The 13,731-nt window shown below is 73.7% G+C and carries 14 protein-coding genes and 1 pseudogene; 9 read left to right on the plus strand and 6 right to left on the minus strand.

Annotation, left to right across the window (positions count from 1 at the left end; translation table 11 throughout):
- A partial coding sequence (locus GXW74_RS27285) for a uracil-DNA glycosylase (RefSeq protein WP_211850016.1) occupies positions 1-675 on the plus strand: 675 nt, incomplete at its 5' end.
- A 143-nt stretch (positions 676-818) separates the two neighbouring features.
- Positions 819-2,630, plus strand: coding sequence for a lytic transglycosylase domain-containing protein (locus tag GXW74_RS27290; protein ID WP_246524260.1), 1,812 nt, complete (start codon positions 819-821; stop codon positions 2,628-2,630).
- 273 nt (positions 2,631-2,903) lie between these two features.
- Here GXW74_RS27290 and GXW74_RS27295 read toward each other — a convergent pair whose 3' ends face one another.
- Positions 2,904-3,836, minus strand: a complete 933-nt coding sequence (locus GXW74_RS27295) for a sterol desaturase family protein (RefSeq protein ID WP_211850020.1) — start codon at positions 3,834-3,836, stop codon at positions 2,904-2,906.
- Positions 3,837-4,289: 453 nt separating this feature from the next.
- Here GXW74_RS27295 and moaB point away from each other — a divergent pair, with 453 nt between their 5' ends.
- Positions 4,290-4,829: a molybdenum cofactor biosynthesis protein B gene (gene moaB / locus GXW74_RS27300; protein WP_211850023.1), complete on the plus strand. Its 540-nt coding sequence runs from the start codon at positions 4,290-4,292 to the stop codon at positions 4,827-4,829.
- 186 nt (positions 4,830-5,015) lie between these two features.
- On the opposite strand, the gene GXW74_RS27305 is transcribed toward moaB, so the two are convergent.
- Positions 5,016-6,152: a PA0069 family radical SAM protein gene (locus GXW74_RS27305; RefSeq protein WP_211850025.1), complete on the minus strand. Its 1,137-nt coding sequence runs from the start codon at positions 6,150-6,152 to the stop codon at positions 5,016-5,018.
- A 108-nt stretch (positions 6,153-6,260) separates the two neighbouring features.
- Between GXW74_RS27305 and GXW74_RS27310 the strand changes: the two genes are divergently transcribed.
- The 4 genes from GXW74_RS27310 (at position 6,261) to GXW74_RS27325 (ending at position 8,934) form a co-directional block, all read left to right on the plus strand.
- Positions 6,261-6,950 carry a TIGR04283 family arsenosugar biosynthesis glycosyltransferase gene (locus tag GXW74_RS27310; protein ID WP_211850027.1) on the plus strand — a complete coding sequence of 230 codons (690 nt, stop codon included), beginning with the start codon at positions 6,261-6,263 and terminating at the stop codon, positions 6,948-6,950.
- Positions 6,951-6,993: 43 nt separating this feature from the next.
- Positions 6,994-7,587: a TIGR04282 family arsenosugar biosynthesis glycosyltransferase gene (locus GXW74_RS27315; RefSeq protein ID WP_211850029.1), complete on the plus strand. Its 594-nt coding sequence runs from the start codon at positions 6,994-6,996 to the stop codon at positions 7,585-7,587.
- A gap of 151 nt (positions 7,588-7,738) precedes the next feature.
- Positions 7,739-8,425, plus strand: a complete 687-nt coding sequence (locus GXW74_RS27320; RefSeq protein WP_211850030.1) for a DJ-1/PfpI family protein — start codon at positions 7,739-7,741, stop codon at positions 8,423-8,425.
- The gene (locus GXW74_RS27325; RefSeq protein ID WP_211850032.1) at positions 8,422-8,934 is read left to right on the plus strand and encodes a GNAT family N-acetyltransferase; all 513 of its coding nucleotides are present in this window, start codon (positions 8,422-8,424) and stop codon (positions 8,932-8,934) included. Before GXW74_RS27320 ends, GXW74_RS27325 begins: the two co-directional genes overlap by 4 nt.
- A gap of 475 nt (positions 8,935-9,409) precedes the next feature.
- On the opposite strand, the gene GXW74_RS27330 is transcribed toward GXW74_RS27325, so the two are convergent.
- Complete coding sequence (locus GXW74_RS27330; protein ID WP_211850033.1) at positions 9,410-10,018, minus strand: pyridoxamine 5'-phosphate oxidase family protein; 609 nt, start codon at positions 10,016-10,018, stop codon at positions 9,410-9,412.
- A gap of 132 nt (positions 10,019-10,150) precedes the next feature.
- Here GXW74_RS27330 and GXW74_RS27335 point away from each other — a divergent pair, with 132 nt between their 5' ends.
- Positions 10,151-10,528, plus strand: coding sequence for a hypothetical protein (locus GXW74_RS27335; protein WP_211850035.1), 378 nt, complete (start codon positions 10,151-10,153; stop codon positions 10,526-10,528).
- Between the two features lie 231 nt (positions 10,529-10,759).
- On the opposite strand, the gene GXW74_RS27340 is transcribed toward GXW74_RS27335, so the two are convergent.
- Positions 10,760-11,737, minus strand: a complete 978-nt coding sequence (locus GXW74_RS27340; RefSeq protein ID WP_211850036.1) for a patatin-like phospholipase family protein — start codon at positions 11,735-11,737, stop codon at positions 10,760-10,762.
- Positions 11,738-12,194: 457 nt separating this feature from the next.
- Positions 12,195-12,515: a hypothetical protein gene (locus tag GXW74_RS27345; protein ID WP_211850038.1), complete on the minus strand. Its 321-nt coding sequence runs from the start codon at positions 12,513-12,515 to the stop codon at positions 12,195-12,197.
- A 26-nt stretch (positions 12,516-12,541) separates the two neighbouring features.
- Here GXW74_RS27345 and GXW74_RS27350 point away from each other — a divergent pair, with 26 nt between their 5' ends.
- Entirely contained in the window at positions 12,542-13,177 is a 636-nt protein-coding gene (locus GXW74_RS27350; RefSeq protein ID WP_211850040.1) for a lysozyme inhibitor LprI family protein, read from the plus strand.
- A gap of 148 nt (positions 13,178-13,325) precedes the next feature.
- Here the strand turns inward: GXW74_RS27350 and GXW74_RS27355 are convergent.
- A pseudogene (locus GXW74_RS27355) lies at positions 13,326-13,731 on the minus strand (hypothetical protein); the annotation flags it as partial.

A 13,731-nucleotide genomic window follows, 5' to 3' on the forward strand; every position in this document is an offset into this window, starting at 1 on the left:
CGCGCCGCGCCGCCACGCCCGGCGGTCGTCGCCACGCCCGCCATGCTGGCCCCGCCGGCCGCCACGCGCGCCGCGGAAGCCGCCGCCGCCGCCCATGACCTGCCGGCCCTGCGCGAGGCCATCGCCGCCTTCGACGGCTCCGCCCTGCGGGAGACGGCGACCAACCTGGTCTTCGCCGACGGCGCGCCGGAGAGCGGCCTGATGCTGATCGGCGAGGCGCCGGGGGCGGAGGAGGACCGGCTCGGCCGCCCCTTCGTCGGCCAGTCGGGGCAGTTGCTCGACCGCATGCTGGCCTCCATCGGGCTGAGCCGGGAGGCGGGCGGCTTCTACATCACCAACATCCTGCCCTGGCGGCCGCCGGGAAACCGCACGCCGACGGATGCGGAGATCGGCCTCTTCCTGCCCTTCGTGCTGCGCCACATCGCCCTGGTGCGGCCGCGGCGGCTGGTGCTGCTCGGCGGGGTCTCCGCCAAGGCGCTGCTGCGCGCCAAGGACGGCATCACCCGCCTGCGCGGCCGCTGGCACAGCGTCGCGGTGGACGGGCTGGGAGAGGTGCCGGCGCTCGCCACCCTGCACCCGGCCTATCTGCTGCGCACCCCGGCGGCGAAGCGCGATGCATGGGCCGACCTGTTGCTGCTGCGCCGCACCCTCGATGCGGAATCGACCGTATCCTGAGGAAGCACCGTCTTCACAGCGACGCCCAAGCCCCTGATCCGTCGAGGAACGATCTCAATTCGCGGGATTCGTCCAGACCTTCGACATTGCGCCATGCGCTGGCCCACCGTTACTGCCGAGTCGCCATGCGAGCGATCTGCCCCATGGCCCGTCGCGCGCCGGCCGCGGTCCTGGCCGTGGTCGGCACGCCGCTGTGGTTCGGAGCCCCCCTTCCGGCCGCCGCGCAACGGGCCGACCAGACCGCCTCCGGCGCCCCTCGTCCGGCCGCGGTCGCTGCGGGGACGGCGGGGCTGCCCAGACCGCTGAACGCCGCGGATGCGGCGCGGCTTGTCCGCATCTTCAAGGCCCAGGCCGAAGGTGACCTCGCCGCGGCGAGGGGCGAGCACGAGGCGCTGCGCGACCGTCGCCTCGACGGCCATGTGCTGGCCGACCGCTGGCTGCGCCCGGGCGCGCCGCCCCCCGCAGCCGAGGATCTGCGTGCCTGGATCGCCCGCTACGCCGACCACCCGGACGCGCCGGCGCTTCATGCCCTGCTTGTGCGCGTCTCCCCGGGCGGAGCGGCGCTGCCGGCCGCGCCCGCCGAGACCGCCCTGCCGGAGGATGGCGAGGCCGTGCCGGAGGAACGCGAGGCCCCGGCCAGCGGCTTCGCGCGCAATCCGGCGCTCGACCGCACCGTGCGGGAACGCGCCTTTTCCGGCGACACGCGCGGCGCGCTCGACCTCATCCGCCGCACGCGCGGCATGACGCCCGCCTATGCCGCCGCGCTGCGGGCCGACATCGCCCTCGCCCAGTTCCGGCGGGGCGAGGACACGGCCGCCTTCCGCATGGCCTCCGAGGTCGCGCGCAGCGGGCGGGACCGCACCGGCCGCGCCGCCTTCGCCGCCGGCCTCGCCGCCTGGGGCCTCGGCCGCTACGAGGTGGCGCTGCCCTATTTCGAGACCGCCGCGCGCGCCGAGGGCGGGTCGGCCGCCGCCCGCGCCTCGGCCGCCTTCTGGACCGCGCGCGCCGCGGTGCGCGCCCGCAGGCCGCAGCACTACGTCCCCTGGATGCTGCGGGCCTCGCAGGAGCCGCGCACCTTCCACGGGCTGCTGGCGCGGCGCGCGCTCGGCCTCGCCCCGGGCTTCGCCTGGCATGGCGAGGCAGGGGCGGAGCACGGCGTCACGGCGCTGGTCGAAACCGCCGGCGGCTGGCGCGCGCTTGCGCTGCTGCAGATCGGCCAGCAGGGGCGGGCGGAGGCGGAACTGCGCGCCCTGTGGCCCGCCGCGCGCGGCAACGCGGCGCTGCTCGGCGCCATGCTGGCGGTGGCCTCGCGCGCCGGGATGACCAATCTCGGCGCCCAGCTCGCCGGCTTGGCGCAGGGGGCGGATGGGCGGCCGCGCGACCTCGCGCGCTTCCCGCTGCCGCGGCTCGAACCGGCGCAGGGCTTCCGGGTGGATCCCTCGCTGCTCTACGCGCTGGCACGCCAGGAATCGAATTTCGATCCGGCGGCGGTTTCCCGCGCCGGGGCGCGCGGGCTGCTGCAGGTGATGCCGGCCACCGCCGCCTATGTCGCCAACGATCCGTCCTTCCGCGGCGAAGGGGCGGCGCGGCTGCACGACCCGGGCCTCTCGCTCGAGATCGGGCAACGCTACCTGCTCTATCTCGCGACACACGACGCCGTGCGGGGGGACCTGATCCGGCTGCTCGCGGCGTACAACGCTGGCCCCGGCAACCTGGTGCGCTGGCTGCCGGTGGCGGCGCACCGCGACGACCCCTTCCTGTTCATCGAATCGATCCCGGTCGAGGAGACGCGCCAGCACGTGCAGCGGGTGCTGGCCTATTCCTGGATCTACGCCTCGCGGCTCGGACTGCCGTCGCCGAGCCTGGAGGCGCTGGTGCGCGGCGCCTTCCCGCGCTTCCTGGGCGCCGAGGAAGTGCTGGCGCAGGGGGCGCGACGGTCGGTCGCGCTGCAATAGCGCACGGGGCTCCGCCCCGCGCCCCGCTTGGGGGCGCTGCCCCCGAGGCCCCCCCTGCCAGCTGGCCGGCCACCTGGACCGCCCCATGCCGCCGAGCCTGGCGGATGACCCTGTCGGCTGGGCTCCGCGGCACGGTGCGCGGGGCCGGTGGGGAGGCCGCGCGAAACCGGGACTCCGATACCGAGGCGGTCGAAAGGCTGGCCGGGATTGGACCTCGTGTCCGGCGGGGTGGAGGCGGTGTTCGCCGTTCGCGGGCGGGTCCGCTGGCGCCTGCTACCGGGGGATGACCGGGAGGGCGGGCTCCGGGCCGGCGACCTGCGCCGCGACGCCGAAGCGGAAGCGCTCCTGCGGGTGCGGGATGTGGAGCGTGCCGAAGATCCAGTCCCACACCGCGAAGGCGGTCGCATAGTTGCGGTCGTGGTGGCGTTCCTCGACCGAATGATGGACCTGGTGCATGTGCGGGCTGACCAGCACGTAGGACAGCCAGCGCGGGAAGGGCAGCGCGACATGGCTGTGCCGCAGGTGGGAAAAGCCCAGGTTCCACGCCAGCGCGAAGGCATTGACGCCGAGCAGCGACATCGGCTGCACCGAGCCGCCCAGCGCCGTCGCCACCAGCCCCAGCCCGAGGCCGTTCATGAAGGTCGCGCCGGCGATGTGCACGATCTGCTCCTGCGGCCAGAAGCGGAAGGCGGTGATCGGCGTCAGCACCTCCGGCGTGTGGTGCAGGCGGTGGGAGCGCCACAGCAGCGGGCAGCGGTGGAAGAGGCGGTGCGTCCAGTAGAGCGCGAAGTCGCCGAAGGCGAAGGCGACGAAGGCCGCGAGCGCCATCGCCGCCGGATGATCGAGCCGCGCGCCGTGCTCAGGCGCGCCGAAGACGGGCAGCATGGCGGTGACGCCGAGCGTCGCGCCCAAGGCGGTCAGCAGGAAGAACAGCGGCGCGGCGAGGAACGGGAGCGCCGAATTGACCAGCATGAAGCCGAGATCCACCGGCAATTGCCGCCAGAATTCGGCCCTGTCCCGAGGGAGCGCTTCCCGCCGCATCTCCCGCAGGCTGCGCCCGCCGGCGAAGGCCGCGACGCCGATGCCGAGCACTGCCGCGGCCAGGCTCGGCCACCAGAAGGGCGAGGCCGGATCGGTCAGGATGCCCGCCAGGGAGATCAGCCAGCTCCAGGCGGCGATCAGCGGGTCATAGGCGGGCCAGGTCATGCGTCGGGGGCGTTCATGGAACCGTGGTGGCAGGAATCCCACGGGCGAGGGGCGCTTGGGAAGCGTCACCCGGCGAGGCCCCATGCCAACGGCCGCCATTCGCGACCGTTGGTATGCGACTTCTTGCTGCCCTCGGACGCCGGGCGCAAACCTCCAGTGTGCTTGGCTGCGCCGGACCACCGGCGGGCCGCGCACCGGATCCCCCGTCACGTTGCAAGGCAAGATGACCGGGTGCCCGTCGCGGCCTCGGCACGAGGCAAGAACTCGTGCCATTGGTATCGGCCGGCGGGACCGGGGTGTTGCGGCACGCGGTTGCCGGCGGTCCTCGGCGCGGCGGCGAGCATTGCCGTTGGCAGCCGGAGCGATCGCGCCGGGCGGGCAGGTGCCGGTGCGGCGCGTGGTTGCGGCGACCCGTCGGCATGCCCATGGTGAGGCGAAGCCGAGGACGCCACCATGCCGATCAACGAAAGCCTGCCCTTCCTGCCCGTGAACATCGCCGTGCTCACCGTCAGCGACACGCGCGACATGGCGACCGACACCTCCGGCCGGGCGCTGCAGGAGCGCATCGAGGCCGGCGGCCATGCCTGCGTCGCGCGCGAGATCGTCAGGGACGAGGCCGACGCCATCGAGGCCATCCTGCGCCGCTGGATCGCCGATCCGACCGTCGATTGCGTCATCACCACGGGCGGCACCGGCATCACCGGCCGCGATGTGACGCCCGAAGCGTTCAAGCGCGTGCTGGAGAAGGAGATCGAAGGTTTCGGCGAGCTCTTCCGCATGTTGAGCTACCAGAAGATCGGCACCTCCACGATGCAGTCGCGCGCGCTGGGCGGCGTGGCGGACGGGACCTATCTGTTCGCGCTGCCGGGATCGACGGGGGCCTGCAAGGATGCCTGGGACGATATCCTGCGCTTCCAGCTCGACAGCCGGCACCGGCCCTGCAACCTGGTCGAGCTGATGCCGCGGCTGAAGGAACACCTGAAGGCGGCGTAGGCGCCGCTCCAGCCGCTACGCGTCTCGGCCCACAGGCGGTCGCGCGGGGGCTTTGCCCCCTCGCACTCCCCCGGCAAGGGATACGGTCCCCTGCACCCGCGGGGACTCAAAGTACCGGTTTCCAAAGGCCTCAAGACTTTGGCGGGGAGAGTTCGAGAGGGGCGGAGCCCCTCTCGATCAAGGTCCTCAGAACAGCGCAAGCTGCGCCGGCTGCGCCACGGCCTGCGCCGCCTCCGGCACCCGGAACTGCGAGCAGTCCAGCGCCTCCACCCCGCCGCCGCGCCGTTCCAGCCCCAGCCGCCGCGCCGCCACCGCGAAGCGCTGCGCCAGCAGGTCGGCATAGGCGCCGGTGCCCTTCTGCCGCACGCCGAAGCGGCTGTCGTACAGCGCGCCGCCGCGCGTCTGGCGGATCAGCGAGATCACCCGCGCCGCGCGGTCCGGCATGTGCCGCTCCAGCCATTCCTCGAAGAGCTGCTTGATCTCGAGCGGCAGGCGCAGCAGCACGTAGCCGGCGCTGGTCGCCCCCGCCGCCGCGGCGCGTTCGAGGATGGTCTCGAGCTCCGCATCGTTCACGCCCGGGATCATCGGCGCGGCGAGCACCGCCGCCGGCACCCCCGCCGCCGTCAGATCCCGCACCGCGGCGAGCCGCCGCTCCGGCGAGGCCGCGCGCGGCTCCATGATCCGCGCCAGGCGGTTGTCGAGCGTGGTGACCGACAGGCACACCCGCACCAGCTTCCGCCTGGCCATGCCGGACAGGATATCCAGGTCGCGCAGCACACCCGCCGACTTGGTGACGATGGTGACCGGGTGGTTGAAGCGGTCGAGCACCTCCAGCACCGACCGTGTCAGCTTCAGCGTACGCTCGACGGGCTGGTAGGGATCGGTGTTCGATCCGAGCGCGATCGGCTTCGGGTCGTAGCTTGGCTTGCGGAGCTCCTTTTCGAGCAGCGCCGCGACCTCGGGCTTGAACAGCAGTCGGGTCTCGAAATCGAGGCCCGGGGAAAGGCCGAGATAGGCATGGGACGGACGGGCGTAGCAGTAGACGCAGCCATGCTCGCAGCCGCGATAGGGGTTGATGGCGCGGTCGAAGCCGATGTCGGGGCTGTCGTTCCAGGCGAGGGCGGATTTCGCCTTGTCCGGCGTGAGCGTGGTGGGCAGGGGCGGGAGGTCGGCAAAGGCCTGTTCCAGCGTGCCCCAGCCGTCGTCGAAGGCCTCGCGCGCGCTGCGTTCGAAGCGCACGGCGGGGTTCAGCCCGGCGCCGCGGCCCTTGCGCGCAAGCGGCGGGAGAGAATGGGGCGGGATGTGCGGAGTGCCGTCAGGCATGGCCTTGTTCCCGTTTTGTTCAAGCGCATCCTGCGGAGGCCCAGGCGGGCCGTCAAGAACATAATGGGAACGATTGGTTAATCAGCAATTGACCGGATCCGGCCGAAAATGAGAACGCGACGGGAACTTTCCGTCCTGGTGCCGAGCCTGAACGCCGCGGCGGGCCTGGGCCGGACGCTTGCCGCCCTTGCCGGGCAGGTGGCGGAGACCATCGTCGCCGATGGTGGCAGCACCGACGGCACCCGCGACCTCGCCAGCGCCGCGGGCGCGCGCGTCATCGCCGCGCCGCGCGGGCGGGGCTCGCAACTCGCGGCCGGCGCCGCCGCGATCAACGTCCCCTGGCTGCTCGTGCTGCACGCCGACACTGTTCCGGGGCCCGGCTGGCGCGACGCCGCCGAGGCCTTCATCGCCGACCCCGCCAATACGCGCCGCGCGGCGTATTTCCGCTTCGCGCTGGACGACGCCTCGCCGCAGGCGCGCCGTCTCGAACGCGCCGTCGCCTGGCGCTGCCGCGTGCTCGGCCTGCCCTATGGCGACCAGGGGCTGCTGATCTCCCGCGACTTCTACGAAAGCCTCGGCGGCTACAGCTCCATCCCGATCATGGAGGATGTCGACCTGGCCCGCCGCATCGGGCGACACCGGCTGGTCGGTCTCGACGTGCCCTTCGTCACCTCGGCCGAGCGCTGGCGACGCGAGGGATGGCGGCGACGCTCCGCGCGCAACCTCGCCTGCCTGGCGCTGTGGTTCGCCGGCGTGCCGCCGGAGCGGATCGCGCGGTTCTACGCCCGCCGGCGCTGAGCGGCCCTTGCACGGCAGCGCCGATGCGCTTTGCTGGCGGCAGATGGTTCGCCGGGTTTTCATCCTCTTCGCCCGCGCGCCGCGGCTCGGCGCCGTGAAGCGTCGGCTTGCGGCCGGCATCGGCGCGCGCGGCGCGCTGCGCTTCCACCGGGCAACGCTGGCCGCGGCCGCGCGTGCGATGGGGCGGGACCGGCGCTGGCGGACACTGGTCTCGGTCACGCCGCCGGGCGCGCGGGCGGATTGGGAGCGGCTGCTGCCGCGCGGTATCGCGCGCGTCGCGCAGCCGCGCGGCGACCTCGGCCAGAGGATGGACCGCGCCATGCGCCCCTTTCCCTGCGTGCTGCTGGCCGGCAGCGACATTCCGGGGCTGCGCGCGGCCGACATCGCGGCGGGCTTCGCCGCGCTCGGCCGTGCCGACGCGGTGTTCGGCCCGGCCGAGGATGGCGGCTACTGGCTGGTCGGCATGGCGCCGCGCCGGCCGGCGCGGCCCTTCGCCGGCGTGCGCTGGTCCACGGAACACGCGCTGTCCGACACGCTACGCAATTTCCGCGGCCGGCGCGTGGCCCTGCTGCGCAGGTTGCGGGACGTGGACACCGCCGAGGATCTCATGGCGCTGCGCGCGTCCGGTCTCGCGTGAAGCCGCCGCCGCCACGACGCATGCTGCTGCGGATCGGCGTCAGCGCGGCCGCACTGCCTACCGCCAACGGCGCGCCTTCCTTCACCGAGAACCCCTGGCTGCGCTTCGCCCCGCGTGCCAGCCTGCCTCTCCGCAAGGGAGGATCCGCGTCATGACCTCGCCGCTCCGCTTCGGCCTGCTGCTGTTTCCGCGCCTGACCCAGCTCGACATGACCGGGCCGTTCGAGGTGTTTTCGCGCGTGCCTGGCGGCCAGGTGCATCTGGTGTGGAAGACGCGCGAGCCGGTGCGCGCCGATACCGGGCTGACCATGCTGCCCGACACCGCCTTCGCCGACTGCCCGCAGCTCGACGTGATCTGCGTCCCAGGCGGCCCCGGCGTCGCGGCGCTGATGGAGGACGGGGAGGTGCTCGCCTTCCTGCGCGCGCAGGCGGCGGGGGCGCGCTTCGTCACCTCGGTCTGCACCGGGGCGCTGGTGCTCGGCGCGGCGGGGCTGCTCAAGGGCGTGCGGGCGACGACGCACTGGGCGAGCCATGATTTCCTCGGCGCGCTCGGCGCCATGCCGGAACACGCGCGCGTCGTGCGCGACGGCCGCGTGGTGACCGGCGGCGGCGTCACCGCCGGGATCGACTTCGCGCTGTCGCTGGTGGCGGAACTGGTCTCGCCGGAGGTCGCGCAGGCCATCCAGCTGCAGATTGAATACGCCCCCGCGCCGCCCTTCGCCGCCGGATCGCCGGAGACTGCGCCCGCCGCCGTGCTCGCCGCGGCCCGGGCGCGCGGCGCCGGCATGCGGGCGGAGCGGGAGGCGCTGGTCGCCCGCGTCGCGGCGCGCCTTGCATGATCCTCGCCACCGCGCGGCTGCTGCTGCGCCCCTTCGTCGCGGCGGACATTCCCGCCTATGCCGCGATCCGAGCGGATGCCGAGGTGATGCGCCATATGCCCGGCGGGACGGCACGCGCCGCCACGGCCGAGGCGGATGCGGCGCGCCTGGTGCCCGACTTCGCCGCCCAGTGGCAGACGATCGGCTACGGCCCCTGGGCGGTGACCGACGGCACGACCGGCGCGCTGCTCGGCCATGGCGGGCTCAGGCTGCTGCCCGATCTCGGGGGCGAGACTGAGGTGCTGTACCTGCTCGCGCGCTGCGCCTGGGGCCAGGGCATCGCGACCGAGGTCGCGCTGGCGGCGCGGGAGGTCGGGTTCGGGGCGCTCGGCCTGCCGCGGCTGGTCGGCTACGCGGCGCCGGACAACACGGCGTCGTGCCGCGTGCTGGAGAAGGCTGGCCTCGCTTTCGAGGGCGAGGTCGAGGTCTTCGGCCTCACCGCGCGGCGCTATGTGGCGGAGCGGCCCTGACGGGAGCCGAATTGGCCCCGTCGGCCGTTCTGAAGGCGACGTGCCGCCACGCGCGCGAACTCGTGGCGCTGGTGATCGGAGAGGGGCGCCGCCCCTCTCCGAGCCTCACCCCGCCAGGGTGCAGTGCACCCTGGACCGCCGGAACCCGGTGGCGGGCATGCCTGCTGCGTCGACATGGCGAAGCGTGCCGAGGGCACGACACCCGGAAGGAATCCCGGGCTCCGGGCACGGCGCACCCTTCGTATGCGCGGCATTCCCGCCCCGCCCGGCATCAGGTCATGGTTCCCAAAGGCCTTTCGGCCTTTGGTGGGGTGGCGTGGGGTGGCAACGCCCCTCCACATCCGCGCCCCATCCTTGCGCGATCAGGGCAGAGTCCCCTCCCTGCGTGCACCCCTCGTCAGTCCGCCGCAGCCTGTCCGACCCGCGTCGAACCACCGGTTTCGCCGAAGGGTTCCGGGCAGCGCCCGGGCGTACCTCACCACATCGTCTTCGCGGCGCGCGCCGGCCATTCGCGGTCATAGGCCTCGCCGCCCGTCTCGCCCTGGCTCATCACCGCGAGGATCTGCCCCGGTGTCGGCAGGCTGCCCGGGGCGGCATGGCGCGCCGCATCCCACAGCCCGGCGCGCACCACGGCGCGGGCGCACTGGAAGTAGATCTCCTCCACCGTGATCACGATGACCGAGCGCGGCGCCGCGCCCTCCACCGCGAAGGAGGCGAGCAGCTCCGGCTCGATCGAGAGATGCGCCCGCCCGTTCACCCGCAGCGTCGTGCCCGAGCCCGGGATCAGGCAGAGCAGCGCGACGCGCCCGTCGCGCACGATGTTGCGCAGGCTGTCCACGCGGTTGTTGCCGCGCCGGTCCGGCAGCAGGAGCGTGCGGTCGTCGGCGATGCGCACCAGGCCATGCGCGTCCCCGCGCGGCGAGGCGTCGAGCCCTTCCGGCCCTGCCGTCGCCAGCACGCAGAAGGGGGAGGCCTCGATCAGCGCGCGATACTGCGGCGTGACGCGGTCCGCGACCTTGGCGGTGGAGGCCAGGTTGGGGGTGCCGTAGAGCGCCTCCAGCGCCTCGATGGTGTCGATCCGCATCGCTCGCGTCCTCCTTGGCTGCCGATCGGATAGGCCGGGGCGGCGCCGCCCGCCAGCCGGAGGACCGTGGACCCCGTCCGCATTCACCCAGGCTTCATTCCCGCGCGGCATCCTGGCTGACGGAGGCCGTCCATGGACCAGACCAGCCACTTGACCGGCGAGGCGGAACGCGAGGCGCGCCAAAGGGTCGCGCGGCACCTGCAGGACCTGCGCCGCCTGCATCTGGCGCTCGCGGAGGAGAGCCGCGCCTTCAAGCGCTTCACCACCGAGGGCCAGGCGCGCGCCGAGATCGACCTCGCCGCCGAAATGCTGGAGCAATACCTTTCCGCCTCCAGCGCCTTCCTCGAGAACATGCGCGGGCGCTTCGAGGCGCGGCTGCCGCTGCTCCGCCGCGGCGAGCCCGCCTTCGGCGGCAGGCCGGACCAGGCGCCGGAGCACGGCGCCTTCTGGCTCGCCTTCTCGCGCCTCTGCGCGGTGCTGCGCCGGGCGGCGCGGCAGGCGGAGGGTTAGAGCGGCCTCCGTTCGCCTCCGCTCACGGCAACCGCTCTGGACTCTTGTTTTCGCAAGCATCTTCACCCGATCAGGTGATTCCACCTGATCGGGATCTGCTCCGGAGTGCCGCCGCCTCCGCGCGGCACGGTCGGAGGGCGCGCGGGGCAGCGCATGCACGGAGGCGTGCCGCGGATCGCCGGCGGAGCAACCTCCGCTCGCGATGTCGCCGCGTCCGTCTGCCTGCTCGGCCTACGGCACGTCGCTCGTCGGCGCTCCCGGCTGCGCTGCCCCGGGGAAGCCCGCCAGCGCCGCGCGGGCGCAGCGGTATCCGACATCGATGATCTCCTCGGCGCGGTCGAAGTCGAGGAAGCGGATGTGCCCGAGCGGCGGCCGGATCAGGATGTCGGGCCGGTCCAAGGCCAGGCGGCTCTCCGTGATCCGGCTCTCCATGATGTTGATGGAGGAGAGCAGCACCTCGAAGATGTTGGGCATCGGCTCGGCCTTCGCCGACCAGCTCGCGACCTGTGCGGCCGCCGGCACGTCCTTCGCCAGCAGGCGCGCCGTCAGGTCCTGCACCGTCTGGCGGAAGCCTTGCGCCCAGGGCGGCAACCGCGGCGTCGCGGCTGCCGGATCCCGCGCCAGCAGCGGCTTCATGTTCTTGCCGGCGACGATCTCGTGGTTGAGGTCCACCGCGATCACCAACTCCGCGCCGAGGGCGCGGGCGGCGGTGATCGGCACCGGGTTCACCAGCCCGCCATCGACCAGGATGCGGCCGTTCCGGCGGACGGGGGTGAAGATGCCGGGCACCGAGATGCTGGCACGAACGGCCTCGATCGTGTCGCCGCTGCGGATCACCACCTCCTCGCCCGTCGCGATGTCCGTCGCCACGGCGGCGAAGGGCATGGCCAGCTCCGCGATGGCCTCGGGCGGCACGTGCTCGCGCACCAGGGCGCTGATCCGGGCGCCGTCGAGCAGGCCCGACTTGGGCAGCACGACATCGAAAAAGGATGCCATGCGCCGCCAGTCGAGGGACTGGAAGGTCACTGCCAGCATGTCGAGCTTGCCGGCGGCATGCACCGCGCCGATCAGCGCGCCGATGCTGGTTCCCGCGACGACATCGACGGCGATGCCGGCCTCCTCCAGCGCGCGCAGCACGCCGATATGCGCAAGGCCCCGCGCCGAACCGCTGCCAAGCGCAAGGCCGAGCTTCCTGTCCGCAACCGGCATTCCCGTCTCTCCAGCCCACATCCGCGGAATCGCCGGTCGCGTCGGCGCGCCGCCCCGGAGAGTCCTGGCGTCGCAAGCCTCGCCCCCGTCGGGGCCTGCATCAAGCCTGGCGAGCCGAACCGGAGGAGGTTCCTGGTGCAGGGAGCCATCCTCGCGCGGATCAGCTGCCGCTGGCTGGGCCGCGGGGCATCCGCGTCGGAGCGGGCCATCGGCCGAAGGGCCTGTGGGAACCTCCCTCGGCGCCGGGCATCGCAGGCATTCGGCATCGTCACGGCGCGTGCCGCGCGCGGGTTCCGACACCATTCCTGACATTGGCGCGCGGCGCCAATTCATGGTTCCAAAAGGCCTTTCGGCCTTTGGCGGGGCGGCTTGGAGGGGCAGCGCCCCTCCAACTCCTGCGCCCGGTTCCCGCGCCGGGATGTGCTGAGTCCTTCTCAGTCACGCCCTTCAATGCCTGCTATGGCCGCGCGCTCCGCATCGTTCCCTGCCAGACGCAGACGAGATGCGTCTCCGGCCCGCGATCCACCAGGACCGGCCGGTCGAAACGGCAGTGCCGCGCCGCGACCGCGGCGGCGAGGCCGTCCCCGGCGAAGATGAAGTGCAGAAGGTCGCCCGCCGTGCAGCCATCCCCGGCGAGGAATCCGACCAGCCGGTGTTCCAGCGGCAGCGGGTCGCCGGCGGCGAAGCGCGCGGTGCAGAGCCGTCCCGTCGCCTCCTGCGCCCGCGCGGCCGGAGCAAGGAGAAGCGCGAGGATCGGAAGGGGCAGCAGGCGGCGCATGGATGCGCCATGATGGGGCGGGTGGAATGAACGCCGCGTTGACCGGGCGCGCGATGGCGGAGATGTTCGGCATGGCCCGAGATGGCGTCCCGCGCCGGCCGCTGCGGGGGGTATTCGCCGCAGGGCTGTTCGCCCTGGCTCCGGTCATGGCGGCGGCGCAGGGCCGTGCGCCCGAGGGGCCGCGGCCGCACCCCGCCGAGCGCGCCTGGATCGCGGCCTGCGTCCTCACCGCCCAGGCGCATCCGCCGCGCGCCGCCTTCGGCCGCTGCGCCTGGCGCATCGCCGCCGTCTGCCAGGGGGAACCGGGGGAGGGGCTGCTGATCGCCCGCCTGCCACAGCTCCCGGGCCGGCCCTTGCCGGCAGGACCCTGCGCCCTGGTGGAGACCGCGATCTGGCAGCAGCAGATGGATCGCTGGCTGCGCGAGCTCAGTCTGCTCGCCACGGCGCGGGGGCAGGATGCGCTGCGGCGGGCGCAGCGTGCCTTCCTTGCCTATCGCGATGCCGCCTGCGCGGCCGAGGGCCTGCTCTCCGCGCCGGAGGAGGCCGAGGCGCACCGGCTGTCCTGCCGACTCGAACAGACGGCGCTGCGGGCGCTGGAACTCAAGCGCCTGCGGGATGAGATCCTGCTCGACATCGCCGCCGCCTCGGTGGAGGCACGGTAGGCGCGGCGGCTCTCCCGACCGCGCAGGCCCGGCAACGGCATCCACCCCGGCGGAGTGTGCTGCGCTCCGCCGGGGTGGGCGTTGAATGAGTCGGGCAACCGCCGGGAAGGACGTCCGTTCGGGGGATGCGCCCCGAACGGTGCGTATCCTATCGCCGCCACCATCCCTGGCGCTTGGGCAGCGACGTCTCGATGTCGGTGCCGAGGATCTTCGGCTGCACCGGCGGGCCGGCCACCGGCTCCGCCGGGACAGCCGGCTCCGGGGCAGCGGGGGCGGGTTCCGGGGCCGCAGATGCGGGCTTCGCGGCGGGGGCCGGTTCCGGCTCCGCCTGCGCCGCCGGGACGGGCGCGGGTTCAGCGGAGGGCTCCGGCGCGGCTTCGGCAACCGGGGCGGCGGGCGCCGGCTCCGGCACGGGTTCGGCGGCGGGGGCAGGCGTGGGCGCCGCCTCCATCACCGGAGCGCGCGCCATCTCCACCAGGTCCCCCGTTGCCGTCCCCGCCACTTCGGCGGCCGCCATCGCCGGCTCCGCCTCGGCGGCGGGTGCGGCCGGGGCG

The organism is Neoroseomonas eburnea (genome assembly GCF_018129005.1).
GTDB lineage: Bacteria > Pseudomonadota > Alphaproteobacteria > Acetobacterales > Acetobacteraceae > Neoroseomonas > Neoroseomonas eburnea.

Coding starts and splice junctions, on each gene's coding strand:
- GXW74_RS27290 (WP_246524260.1), top strand. CDS start 819: ATGGCCCGTCGCGCGCCGGCCGCGGTCCTGGCCGTGGTCGGCACGCCG.
- GXW74_RS27295 (WP_211850020.1), bottom strand. CDS start 3,836: ATGACCTGGCCCGCCTATGACCCGCTGATCGCCGCCTGGAGCTGGCTG.
- moaB (WP_211850023.1), top strand. CDS start 4,290: ATGCCGATCAACGAAAGCCTGCCCTTCCTGCCCGTGAACATCGCCGTG.
- GXW74_RS27305 (WP_211850025.1), bottom strand. CDS start 6,152: ATGCCTGACGGCACTCCGCACATCCCGCCCCATTCTCTCCCGCCGCTT.
- GXW74_RS27310 (WP_211850027.1), top strand. CDS start 6,261: ATGAGAACGCGACGGGAACTTTCCGTCCTGGTGCCGAGCCTGAACGCC.
- GXW74_RS27315 (WP_211850029.1), top strand. CDS start 6,994: ATGGTTCGCCGGGTTTTCATCCTCTTCGCCCGCGCGCCGCGGCTCGGC.
- GXW74_RS27320 (WP_211850030.1), top strand. CDS start 7,739: ATGACCTCGCCGCTCCGCTTCGGCCTGCTGCTGTTTCCGCGCCTGACC.
- GXW74_RS27325 (WP_211850032.1), top strand. CDS start 8,422: ATGATCCTCGCCACCGCGCGGCTGCTGCTGCGCCCCTTCGTCGCGGCG.
- GXW74_RS27330 (WP_211850033.1), bottom strand. CDS start 10,018: ATGCGGATCGACACCATCGAGGCGCTGGAGGCGCTCTACGGCACCCCC.
- GXW74_RS27335 (WP_211850035.1), top strand. CDS start 10,151: ATGGACCAGACCAGCCACTTGACCGGCGAGGCGGAACGCGAGGCGCGC.
- GXW74_RS27340 (WP_211850036.1), bottom strand. CDS start 11,737: ATGCCGGTTGCGGACAGGAAGCTCGGCCTTGCGCTTGGCAGCGGTTCG.
- GXW74_RS27345 (WP_211850038.1), bottom strand. CDS start 12,515: ATGCGCCGCCTGCTGCCCCTTCCGATCCTCGCGCTTCTCCTTGCTCCG.
- GXW74_RS27350 (WP_211850040.1), top strand. CDS start 12,542: ATGAACGCCGCGTTGACCGGGCGCGCGATGGCGGAGATGTTCGGCATG.